Origin of the sequence: Banduia mediterranea (genome assembly GCF_031846245.1) — a bacterium.
Classification (GTDB): Bacteria; Pseudomonadota; Gammaproteobacteria; order Nevskiales; family Nevskiaceae; genus Banduia; species Banduia mediterranea.
The window spans coordinates 1-11,408 of sequence record NZ_JAVRIC010000044.1 but is presented as its reverse complement, the minus strand read 5'-3'; the positions used below and the strand labels follow the sequence as shown (position 1 = coordinate 11,408).

10 protein-coding genes are annotated in these 11,408 nt (G+C 64.1%); 4 read left to right on the top strand and 6 right to left on the bottom strand.

All coding sequences use genetic code 11. The annotated features are described in order from the left end of the window. Window positions 1–244 precede the first annotated feature (244 nt). Window positions 245–1,231, top strand: a complete 987-nt coding sequence (locus RM530_RS18100; protein WP_311366667.1) for an SDR family oxidoreductase — start codon at window positions 245–247, stop codon at window positions 1,229–1,231. A gap of 30 nt (window positions 1,232–1,261) precedes the next feature. On the opposite strand, the gene RM530_RS18095 is transcribed toward RM530_RS18100, so the two are convergent. From RM530_RS18095 to RM530_RS18085, 3 genes are all read right to left on the bottom strand, one after another. Continuing rightward, window positions 1,262–2,725 carry a beta-barrel assembly-enhancing protease gene (locus tag RM530_RS18095; RefSeq protein WP_311366666.1) on the bottom strand — a complete coding sequence of 488 codons (1,464 nt, stop codon included), beginning with the start codon at window positions 2,723–2,725 and terminating at the stop codon, window positions 1,262–1,264. A gap of 83 nt (window positions 2,726–2,808) precedes the next feature. Further along, window positions 2,809–3,696 carry an archaetidylserine decarboxylase gene (gene asd, locus RM530_RS18090; RefSeq protein ID WP_311366665.1) on the bottom strand — a complete coding sequence of 296 codons (888 nt, stop codon included), beginning with the start codon at window positions 3,694–3,696 and terminating at the stop codon, window positions 2,809–2,811. A gap of 7 nt (window positions 3,697–3,703) precedes the next feature. After that, window positions 3,704–4,318: an SCO family protein gene (locus RM530_RS18085; protein WP_311366664.1), complete on the bottom strand. Its 615-nt coding sequence runs from the start codon at window positions 4,316–4,318 to the stop codon at window positions 3,704–3,706. A 117-nt stretch (window positions 4,319–4,435) separates the two neighbouring features. Between RM530_RS18085 and prmB the strand changes: the two genes are divergently transcribed. From prmB to RM530_RS18070, 3 genes are all read left to right on the top strand, one after another. Continuing rightward, entirely contained in the window at window positions 4,436–5,344 is a 909-nt protein-coding gene (gene prmB / locus RM530_RS18080) for a 50S ribosomal protein L3 N(5)-glutamine methyltransferase (RefSeq protein ID WP_311366663.1), read from the top strand. A 27-nt stretch (window positions 5,345–5,371) separates the two neighbouring features. Then, the gene (gene aroC / locus RM530_RS18075) at window positions 5,372–6,472 is read left to right on the top strand and encodes a chorismate synthase (RefSeq protein WP_311366662.1); all 1,101 of its coding nucleotides are present in this window, start codon (window positions 5,372–5,374) and stop codon (window positions 6,470–6,472) included. Window positions 6,473–6,677: 205 nt separating this feature from the next. Beyond that, a complete protein-coding gene (locus tag RM530_RS18070) occupies window positions 6,678–8,468 on the top strand; it encodes an acyl-CoA dehydrogenase C-terminal domain-containing protein (protein ID WP_311366661.1) in 1,791 nt (596 codons plus the stop codon). A gap of 193 nt (window positions 8,469–8,661) precedes the next feature. Here RM530_RS18070 and RM530_RS18065 read toward each other — a convergent pair whose 3' ends face one another. The 3 genes from RM530_RS18065 to RM530_RS18055 form a co-directional block, all read right to left on the bottom strand. Next, complete coding sequence (locus RM530_RS18065; protein WP_311366660.1) at window positions 8,662–9,435, bottom strand: hypothetical protein; 774 nt, start codon at window positions 9,433–9,435, stop codon at window positions 8,662–8,664. A gap of 98 nt (window positions 9,436–9,533) precedes the next feature. After that, window positions 9,534–10,301 carry a ParA family protein gene (locus RM530_RS18060; protein ID WP_311366659.1) on the bottom strand — a complete coding sequence of 256 codons (768 nt, stop codon included), beginning with the start codon at window positions 10,299–10,301 and terminating at the stop codon, window positions 9,534–9,536. A gap of 107 nt (window positions 10,302–10,408) precedes the next feature. Continuing rightward, window positions 10,409–11,200, bottom strand: a complete 792-nt coding sequence (locus RM530_RS18055; protein WP_311366658.1) for an SDR family oxidoreductase — start codon at window positions 11,198–11,200, stop codon at window positions 10,409–10,411. Window positions 11,201–11,408 lie beyond the last annotated feature (208 nt).

The window sequence follows — 11,408 nt, the reverse complement described above, 5'->3', positions numbered from 1 at the left end:
ACTCAATGCCATCCTGCGTACCCGGCAGCCTTGGAATCCGCACCGTACTGCAAGCCTTGACTGCTTGACGCGAAACACGGTTGCTATCCCGCAAGCGGGCGAGGGTAGCTCGGCATCACGCCGCGCGTGATTCACGTTAAGGTGGTACAACGGCTGCACAACTCCGCTGCGCCGCGATTGTGTTTGCCTGTCGTCGGTACGCTTCGGAAAAAAATTGGACGGCCCGGCAGGAGGAGCGAGGACCGTGACCCGAACCGCATTCGTCACCGGGGCCAATGGCTTCGTCGGACTGAACCTGGTGCGCGAGCTGCTGGCGCAGGAGTGGCGCGTTGTCGCAATGTGCCGCCGCAATGCCGATACCCGTGATCTCGATCCCTTGCCGGTGGAGCGTGTCGTCGGTGACGTCACCCAGCTCGACAGTCTGCGTGAGGCCATGCCCAAATCAGCCGATGCGGTGTTTCATGTGGCCGGCAACACCAGCCTGTGGGCACGTTCCGGCGCCGAACAGTTGAAGGTCAATGTGCGCGGCACACGCAATGTGGTACGCGTGGCGCTGGAGCAGCGCGCACGCCGCTTCGTCCACACCTCCAGCGTGGTTGCCTATGGCGTGCACGGCGGGATCGTCACCGAGCAGACGCCGACGCGCGGCAGCAATTCGCAGGTGACCTACATCCGCAGCAAGGCCATGGCCGAGCGCGAGGTCAAGCACGGCATTCAGCGCGGTCTGCCGGCCGTCATCATCAATCCGGGCCATGTCATCGGGCCGTATGACCGCTACAACTGGTCGCGCCTGTTCGGCATCGTGCGGGGGCGGCGTTTGCCGGGCGTGCCGGCTGGCGGCGGCAGTTTCTGTCATGCACCGAATGTGGCCAAGGCGCTGGTTGCCGCCGCGGAGCGTGGCGAGGTCGGTGCCAATTATCTGCTCGGCGGCGCCGATACCAGCTACGTCGGCCTGGTGCAGGAAGTCTCACGCATCCTCGGTCGCAAGCCGCGTGTGCTGACCCTGCCGAACCGGCTGCTGCATGCCTATGCGAGCGCCGAGGAATTCATCGCGCCGCTGTTCGGGCGTGAGCCGGAAATCACCCGCGATACGGTGCACCTGATGTCCTGCAACATGTATTGCAGCAGTCGCAAGGCGATGGATGAATTGGGCTATCAGCCCTCATCGCTGGCTTCGATGCTGGAGCACAGTCATCGCTGGTTGCTCGAGAATCGGCTGCTGCGTGGTTGATCAGGATCGGGAACTGCTACGGCGGGCACTTCAGCGGTGGTTGTCGGAGGGCCGCCAGTTCTTCGGCAAGGCGCTGCGCACTTCGGATCTGAACGCGGACAGTCGCGCGCGTTCGTTGTCTTCCAGGCCGGCGATACGCAGGCCGGCATCGATCTGCTGGATCGCGCCGCGGGCATCACCGCGCTCGAAGCGGTAGCTCGCGTTCTGGAACGCCAGTTCGGAGGTGTTGTTGGTGGCCTTGGCGACGTCGGCCAGCAATCGGTGCATGTCCGGGCGACCTTCCAGCAGTGGGCCGCGATCCAGCAGGAACTGCCGCGCCTCGTTCGGACGGTCGAGCGTAATCAGTGCTTCGGCGTAGGCGAAGATCGCCGGCGCCGAGCGAGGCTGATGCTCCATCACGTCTTCGAGCGTCGCCAGCGCGCGGTCGCCCTGCCTGGTTTCGAGTTGCAGATGGGCCTCAAGCAAGCGCAGATGCGTGTTCCGCGGCATCTTTTCGAGCGCCGGCTCCAGAACCTGCATCGCCCGCTCGTTCTCACTGAGTTCGGACAGCGCCAGCGCGGCACCGTAGCGGGTGGAAACGGTTTCGTCGCCCGCGTCCATTTTCCGCAGATAGAGCTCGCGTGCCTGGCTGGCACGGCTGGTACTGAGCACGGTGGCCCGCGCCTGCATCAGCGGGAATTCGGTGGACTGATGGTACGAGCGCACAGGGTAGTCGCGCGCGCGTGACTCGGCTTCGGCGATACGCGTGGTGTTGACCGGATGGGTGCGCAGGATTTCGGGCACGCCGCTGCCGTAGAGGCGGGATTGCTGTTCGAGCCGCTGAAAGAAGCTCGCCATGCCTTCCGGATCGAAGCCGGCTTCGGCCATCGTGCGGATGCCGACGCGGTCGGCCTCCATTTCGTGGGCACGGGTGAAGTTCACCTGGTTCTGGTAGCTCAGGGCGCTGCCGGCGCCGAGCGAACCGATGATCAGATCGCCATTGCCGGAGGCGGCGCCGGCGATGATGCCGGCCAGCATCGCCGCCATTGTCGCCATGCTGCTGACCTTGGTGCCTTCGATCGTGCGTGCGATATGGCGCTGGGTGACGTGCGCCATTTCGTGGCCCATCACGCCGGCGACCTCGCTTTCGTTATGGGATGCGATCAGCAGGCCGGCATTGAAACCGATATAGCCGCCCGGCAGCGCGAACGCATTGATCCTGGGGTCCTTCACCACGAAAAACTGGAAGCTTTCGGGCTTGTTGTCGGCATAGGTGGCCAGCGTCCAGCCGATGCCGGACATGTAGTCGGTCAGTTCGGCGTCATCGAGGATGTAACCGGCCGAATAAAGCTGGGCGACGACATCGCGCCCGATCTCCCGCTCTTCGGTGGGCGTCATCGACAGATCGGCAGGCTCGCCCATCTGCGGCAGGTTCAGGTCCGTAGGCACGGCAGCCGTGACGGACTGTGCTGCGAGCAGGCTGATCAGCACGGCAGAAACAAGCTTTTGACGCATGGTTCGGAGAAAGTTGACCTGGATCCAGTGTACGCCTCTTGGACCTTTGCGGCCCCGTTTGGTTGCACAAGCCGGCGGCTTGTTCAGCCGGACCGGGGCCGCAGCGAACCGATCGCCTGACCCATGCGCAGCGCCTCGCCGGCCGCCTTGGTGGAGTCGAGCGACAGCAGTCCGGGTGCGCCCAGCAGAATCACGGTCGAGCCCATGTTGAAGCGTCCCATTTCCTGACCGCGGGTCAGTGCCACGGCCGGGCTCGGGCGATGACGCGAGCCGCCGTCGCGTCGATGCGGTGGCGAAATCTGTCCGGCCCAGACGGTTTCCATGGAGCCGACGAACAGGGCGCCGACCAGGATCATCGCAAACGGGCCGGCCGGGGTATCGAACCAGGTGCCGACTCGTTCGTTGCGTGCAAACAGGCCGGGCAGGGTGCGCGCGGTTGCCGGGTTGACGCTGAACAGGCGCCCCGGCACATAGTTCCACTCGTGCAGCAGGCCGTCCATCGGCATGTGGATGCGATGATAGTCGTTCGGCGCCAGATAGATCGTGCAGAAGGTGCCGTTGTCCAGGGCGCGCGCGTCGCCGAGCCCGGCCAGCAGATCATCCACCGTGTAGCTGATGCCCTTGGCCTGCAGGATGCTGCGCTGGCTGATCACCCCGAGCTGGGAGATGCAACCGTCGACCGGCGATACCACGCTCGACGGGTTCGCATCGATGGGGCGCGATTCCGGCAGCAGGGCGCGCGTAAAAAAGGCATTGAAGCTCTCGAACGCCGTAGGCTCGCGAATCAGCGCCTCGTTGAGGTCGATCCGATACAGGCGCATGAAAATGCGAATGAATGCATTCTTGAACGGCTTCCAGCGCCAGCGCGTCAGTGCGCACATCAGACTGGACAGCCAACGCGTCGGCAACAGCAGTTGAGGCCAAGCCAGCAGGCGGTCGCTCAGGGACGCGGATTGCAGATCCTGTTGCATGGCAAGCTCAGACGGACATGAGGAATGCGAGGTCGCTGGCCATGGCCTGCGGATTTTTCGGGACAACGAAATAGGCGCGGGCGCGGGCCTGCGGATCGATCACCACGATTGCAGCCGTGTGGTCCATCGTATAGCTGTCGTCGGTCGGTCCGGGCGATTTGGCGTAGTACAGGCCAAGGCTGGAACACACCCGGTCGACTTGCGTCTTGGCACCGGTGACGCCCACGAACTCCGGATCGAAGTAGCGTACGTATTTGGCCAGGGCCGCGGGTTGATCGCGCGCCGGATCGACCGACAGGAACACCGTCTGAAACGAAGCGCCGGGATGGGACTGCGCCAGACGGCTCTTGACGTTGCCTAGCAAGGCCAGTGTGCTCGGACAGACATCGGCGCAGTGCGTGAAGCCGGCGAACAGCAGTGTCCACTGACCGAGCAGGCGGTCACGGGTGAACGCGGCGCCGTCTTCGTCGATCAACTCGAATTCGGGCATGGTGCGCGGCGTATCCAGCACGGTCGCGATCTGAAAATCCTGCCTGTTGTGAGTCGAGGCCAATACGAATATCCAGACGCCGATGAACACGGCGACAAAGCTGGCCAACACGAAAGGACTGCGAGGGGTCATCGATCAGGAAACTCCGGCGTCTCACCAAAATCGGCTCGCCGCACAATGGGAATATCGGGAAATTGCTAGACTAGCAGACTGCCTCCGTGCCCCCGGTTTTCAACCCTGTCTGAGCCTATGAATGCGTCCGGCGATACCGACGCTCTGCTGAGCATCAAGGATTTCGTGCGCTGGGGCGCGAGCGAATTCGCGCGTTGCGGGCTGGTCTTCGGCCACGGTACCGACAATCCCCTGGACGAGTCGCTGCAGCTCGTGCTGCACGCCCTGCATCTTCGTCATGACCTTCCGCCAGCCTACGCGGATGCCCGCCTCACCGGCAGCGAACGTACTGCTGTGCTCGATCTGCTGGATCGGCGTATCGAAACGCGTCAGCCAGCGCCCTACCTGATCGGCGAGGCGCAGTTCTGCGGTCTGCCGTTCTTCGTCGACGAACGCGTGTTGATCCCACGTTCACCGATCGCCGAATTGATCGAAGCCGGGTTCGAGCCCTGGATCAGCGTTCCGCCGGCGCGTGTGCTCGACCTGTGCACGGGCAGCGCCTGCATCGCCATCGCCGCGGCGTTCGCCTTGCCGCAGGCACAGGTCGACGCCGCCGACATCGACGCCGGCGCGCTCAAGGTGGCGCGCAGCAATATCCGCCGCCACGGTATGGACGGCCGGGTGCGCGCGGTCAAGTCCGACCTGTTCGACAAGCTCGGTCGGCGACCTTACGACTTGATCGTGAGCAATCCGCCCTACGTGCCCACGGCCGAATGGCAGGCGCTGGCGCGGGAATATCAACACGAACCGCGCCTGGCGCTGAATGGCGGCGACGATGGCATGGAACTGGTCGAGCGCATTCTCAACGACAGCCCGCGCCACTTGAGCGAAGGTGGCACGTTGATTTGCGAAATCGGCGGTTCGCGGGCCGAATTCGAAGCGCGCTTCGTGGACCTGCCGGCGTACTGGCCGGAGTTCGAGCGTGGTGGTGATGGCGTGTTCGTGATCGGGCGCGAGGAACTCGTCGACTGGCTGGAGCGCCGCTGAGCGTCGCACTGCAATCTGGGAACTACGATGTCCGGTAACACCTTTGGCAAGCTGTTCTGCGTCACCAGTTTCGGGGAATCGCACGGTCCGGCGATCGGTTGTGTCGTGGACGGCTGCCCGCCGGGGCTGGAGCTGTCCGAGGCCGACATCCAACCCGAACTGGATCGCCGCAAACCCGGCACCTCCAGGTACGTGACCCAGCGCAAGGAATCCGACACCGTGCGGATACTGTCGGGCGTGTTCGAAGGGCGCAGCACCGGCACACCGATCGCGCTGCTGATCGAAAACACCGATCAGCGCAGCTACGACTACGACAAGATCAAGCAGACCTTCCGGCCCAATCACGCCGACTATGCCTACATGCAGAAGTACGGTCTGCGTGACCATCGGGGCGGCGGGCGCTCGTCCGCGCGCGAGACCGCGGTGCGGGTTGCCGCCGGCGCGGTCGCACGCAAATACCTGCGCGACCGCGTCGGCATCGAAATCCGCGCCTGCGTCACGCAAGTCGGGCCGCTGCGGCTCGACACTGTGGATTGGGCAGCGGTCAACAGCAATCCGTTCTTCGTGGCCGATCCTTCGCGTGTAGCGGAACTCGAAGCGCTGATTGATCGCATGCGCAGCGAAGGCGATTCCGTCGGCGCCTGCGTCGAGGTTCAGGCCAGGGGCTTGCCGCCAGGTTTGGGTGAACCGGTATTCGACCGCCTGGATGCGGACATCGCGCACGCGCTGATGAGCATCAACGCGGTCAAGGGCGTCGAGATCGGAGACGGCATGGCCGTGGCCGGCATGCGTGGCACCGAGCACCGCGACGAAATGACGCCGCAGGGCTTTGCCTCCAACCATTCCGGCGGCACCGCCGGCGGCATCAGCACCGGCCAGGATCTGGTGTGTCGTGTGGCGATCAAACCCACGTCCAGCATCACCACGCCGGGCCGTTCGATCGATCAGGATGGGCAGGCGGTGGACATGCGCACCACCGGCCGTCACGACCCCTGTGTCGGCATCCGTGCGGTGCCGATCGTCGAGGCGATGCTCGCCCTGGTGCTGATCGATCAGCTCTTGCGCCACCGCGCGCAGTGTGGCGAGGTGGAGTCGGCCGTGCCGCGCATCCCGGGCTCGATCGAATAGAGCGTCCGCGAGCGCCGTATGGCGCCGTGTTTACCAAACCAAACACTGAGCCGCCAATGGAGCGCGCACGACTCTGACGGGATTCGTTCGCGCAGGTCTTTGGTTGCGACGCAACATACGCTACAGTACGGCCTCGAAATTCAGGGGAGCCGTGCGCCTCGCCACGGCTTTGCGCCCACTTTTCATTTGATATCTGGAGAGCCACATGGCCAATTACAGTGCGCCGCTGCGCGACATGCAGTTCGTGCTTCATGAGTTGCTGGGCGTCGAAGAAATCCTCAAGTCCATGCCGCCGCATGCGGACATGGATGGCGACACGATCAACGCGATCCTTGAGGAAGGCGGCAAGTTCTGCACCGACGTGCTGCTGCCGCTGAATCAGGTCGGCGATCAGGAAGGCTGCACCTACGAGGGTGACGGCGTGGTCAAGACGCCGACCGGTTTCAAGGAAGCCTACGCCCAGTACGTCGAGGCCGGCTGGCCGGCTCTGGCCTGCGATCCGGAATACGGCGGTCAGGGCCTGCCGATCGTGGTCAACAACGCCATCTACGAAATGCTCAATTCGAGCAATCAGGCCTGGACCATGTATCCCGGCCTGTCGCATGGCGCCTACGAATGCCTCCACGAGCACGGCACGCCGGAACAGAAGAAAACCTATCTGGCCAAGCTGGTTTCGGGCGAATGGACCGGCACGATGTGCCTGACCGAGTCGCATTGCGGTACCGACCTGGGCATGCTGCGCAGCAAGGCCGAGCCCAATGGCGACGGCAGCTACGCGATCTCGGGCACCAAGATCTTCATCTCCTCCGGCGAGCACGACATGGCGGAGAACATCGTCCATCTGGTGCTGGCGCGCCTTCCGGATGCGCCGGGTGGCACCAAGGGCATCTCGCTGTTCATCGTGCCCAAGTTCCTGCCGACCGAAGCCGGTGAGCCGGGTGAGCGCAATACCGTCAAATGTGGTTCGCTCGAACACAAGATGGGCATACACGGCAATGCCACCTGCGTGATCAATCTCGACGGAGCCAGGGGCTGGCTGGTGGGCCAGGAGAACCGTGGCCTGCAGGCGATGTTCGTGATGATGAACGCCGCCCGCCTGGGTGTCGGAATGCAGTCCCTGGGTCTGGCCGAGATCGCCTGCCAGAACTCGATCAGCTACGCCAAGGACCGCCTGCAGATGCGCGCGCTGTCCGGGCCCAAGGCGCCGGACAAGGCCGCCGACCCGATCATCGTGCATCCCGATGTGCGCCGCATGCTGCTGACGCAGAAGGCCTATACCGAAGGCGCGCGCGCGTTCAGCTATTGGATCGCTCTGGAAATCGACAAGGCGCTGTCGCATCCCGATGAGGCCGTGCGCAAGGACGCCGCCGACATGGTGGCGCTGCTCACGCCGATCATCAAGGCCTTCATCACCGATAACACCTTCGAGAGCACCAATCTCGGCATGCAGGTGTTCGGCGGGCACGGCTTCATCGCCGAATGGGGCATGGAGCAGTTCGTGCGCGATGCCCGCATCAACATGATCTACGAAGGCACCAACACGATTCAGTCGCTGGACCTGCTGGGCCGCAAGGTGCTGACCGACATGGGCGCCAAGCTGATGAGTTTCGGACAGCTGATCCAGGCCTTCGCCGCGGGAAACCAGGACAAGCCGGAAATGGCCGAGTTCCTCGCGCCGCTCGCGGATATCGGCGACAAGGTCAACAAGCTCACCGGCGAGATCGGACAGAAAGCGATGAAGAATCCCGAAGAAGTGGGCGCGGCGGCCGTGCCGTACCTGCGCGTGGTCGGTCACATGGTCTACTCGTACTTCTGGGCGCGCATGGCCCGCATCGCCCTGGACCACCAGGACGGTGCGGACGCCGGCTTCTACAAGGCCAAGCTGGCCACGGCGCGTTTCTACTTCGCCAAGCTGTTGCCGGAAACGGCCTACCAGATCCGCGCGGCACGTGCCGGAGCCGATTCGCTGATGGCGCTGGATGCCGAGCTGTTCTGATACGCTGACAAGCGCAGTCAAGAACTAGCGGTCAGGGGCCGGGCACGACGCCTGGCCCTTTTGTGCTGCGCCCGGCAGGGCACAGCTGCTTGGAGGTGGAAGTCCTCTACTCGCCCGGCAAGGGGAAGAGTTGACTTAATCACGCGCGGCGTGATGCCGACTGACCCGCTCCCGCTCCCGCTCCCGCTGAGCATTACCCACAAGTTCGCTGGACATCGGGCTGCTCGCGGGCGAGCTGGGTAAGATGGAAGACACGCCAGGCCACGACCAGATCGATGGCCAGGCAGGCCTTGAGACGTTTGGCCTGGCCGAGTTGGCGGTTCTGAATCTGGCAGCCGCTCTTGAGGGTTCGGTGATAGACCTCGATCTCCCAGCGCCGGGCATACCAGGCCAGACATTCGCAGGCCTGCTCGAAGGTATCGACCGGGACCGTCGTCAGCAGCATCCATTCGATGGGTTTGGCAAGGCCCGCCGCGGGCGCTTCGCACGCACTCACGACCCAGAGGTTCGCCGGGGGCAGATGGGCTTTGCGCTGGGGCGCTTTGAGTTCGACCTGGGCGTGGCGGACCTGCAGCTGGGCGGTGCGGGCCTGGGCGGTTGCGCGGCGCGGCACACTCAGCGCCTGCACGCCGGCCACGGGCTGGGCCTGCATGAAATCCCACAGGGCACCATGGTCCTGGGTCATGCGCCGGGTCCGCTGGGCGGCTTTTCCGTGCTGTGCAGGGTCACGCGCCCAGCACTGGACATCCAGCAAACCCAGCGGCACGCCGTCCGGCGTCAATGCCAGAGTGTCGTGCATCCACAGCCCTTGACTGCGATCGGCCCGGGTATTGAGCGGACCCAGATCGTCGGTGGCGGGATGGGCGGTGTAATTCAGGCTGGTGGAATCCTGGGCCGCCAGAATGACCGGCTGGCTGCGGCAGCGCCGCAGCGTGGCGTCGTAGTGAGGTTCCAGCAGTCCCTGCATCGTGACGTCCGCGTGATCGAAGAACCGGCAAGCTGCCTTGGATTGGGCGCGATCGCCACCGCAAGCCTGCGGAACGCGAAATTCATGCTTTCAGACACTCAACCATGCTCAAGCGCATCGAACAGCGCCTCGTACTCTCGCGTCAGCTTGTGTGAAGGATCGAAGAAAATCATTGGCTTCGACTGCTCGTGCGATTCACGGATGCGTACCGAACTCGACAGGAACGGTTCCAGCACGCTGAGGTCTTCGCTGCGCAATTCCTCAATCATTCGGGCCGGCAACTTGGCACGCGGCTGGAACTGATTGACGATGACGCCTTCGAGCTCCAGTTCTTCGTTGTGGTCGGCGCGGATCTCTTCGAGGTTCTCGATCAGCGTGTAGAGCGCGCGTTTGGCGAACTCGTCGCAATCGAAGGGCACCAGCACACGGTCGGCCGCGATCAGGGCCGAGCGACTGTAGAAGTTCAGCCCCGGCGGCGTGTCGATGAAGATGTGATCGTAACCGCGCACTTTCGCCAGCGCCTGACGCAGCTTGTGCACCTTCTGCTTGGCTTCGAGCTTGACCTGCAGATGCTCCAGTTCCGGACTGCCGGCGATCAGGTCGAGATTTTCGAACGGCGTTTCCGTCGCGTAGCTTTCGAACGGCGGGCTGGACAGGCTGAAATTGAGCGTTCCATCAAAGAAGTCGGCGATGTTCTTCGAAGGCTGGAAGGGCCCGGCGCCGAGCAGGTAGCGCGTGGTGTTGCATTGCACGTCGAGGTCGATCACCAGCGTACGCAGACCGCGCGCCGCCGATACGGCGGCGAGATTGCAGACGATCGTGGTCTTGCCGACACCGCCCTTCTGATTGAATACCACACGTCTCATTGCTCAGCTTCCTCGAATGCGATGTCGCGCCAGCGGGAAGTGCTGCTGTGCAGCAATTCTGTCAAAGGAGGGCCGACAAAGCGAGCCTGCCGCTGGTGCGCGCGCCGTCAATCCGTGAACAGGTCGGACATCAGCGGCTTGCCCGGTGATACCGCGTACCTGCGGAAATCGCTGACGCCGTATTCGCGCAACAGTTCTTCGTCGAGAAAGAAGCGACCGGTGCTGATGCGCGCCGGACGCGTCAGCAGCACATGCAGGGCGTCGGCCACGATTTCCGGTTTGCGGCAGTTCTCGGCCTTGACGTGCTGGGCGTGCTTCAGCGCCGCGGTGTCGATGACGGTCAGTGGCCACACCGCGTTGACGGCGATGCCGTAGCGTCGGAATTCCTCGGCCAGGCCCATCACCATCATGCTCAGGCTGAGCTTGGTGATCGCATATGGCGTGCGCCCGGTGAACCAGCGCCGGCTCATGTTGACCGGCGGCGCCATCGCCACGATGTGCGGATTGGTGGCGCGGCGCAGATGTGGCAGTGCGGCGCGGGTCAGATGCAGCGGACCGTGCGTGTTGACCGCCAGCATCACCTCCAGCGCCCGGCTCGAAATGCGCTCCAGAGGCCCCAGGTGAATCTGGCTGGCGTTGTGCACCAGTGCGTCGATACCACCGAAGTGATCGGCCGTCTTCGCGACCGCACGGTCGATCTGCTGTGGGTCGTCCATGTCCAGTGTCAGGCCCAGGGCCCTGCCACCGGCTTCCTCGATGGCGGCCACGGCGGATTCGGTATCGCTGCGCGAGGTGATGACCAGGCGAGCACCGTCGCGGGCAAGCCGCAAGGCGACGGCGAGGCCGATGCCGCGTGCACCGCCGCTGATGAAGATGGTCTTGTCGGCAATGGCCGTCACGATGGGATCCTCGCTGTCTCGACTGACGATAAGCAATAAAAAGGCCGCGGCGAGAGCTCGCCGCGGCCCGGCACCGCGTTGAACTTGCTAACGGCCATGCCGCAGGCAGCATCCGTCACAATGAATCGCCTGCGGCATGGCCGTTGCCCTCACCCACCGCTCGCATTCGCGAGCGGTCCCGCCTCTCCCGCAAGCGGGCGAGGGTCGG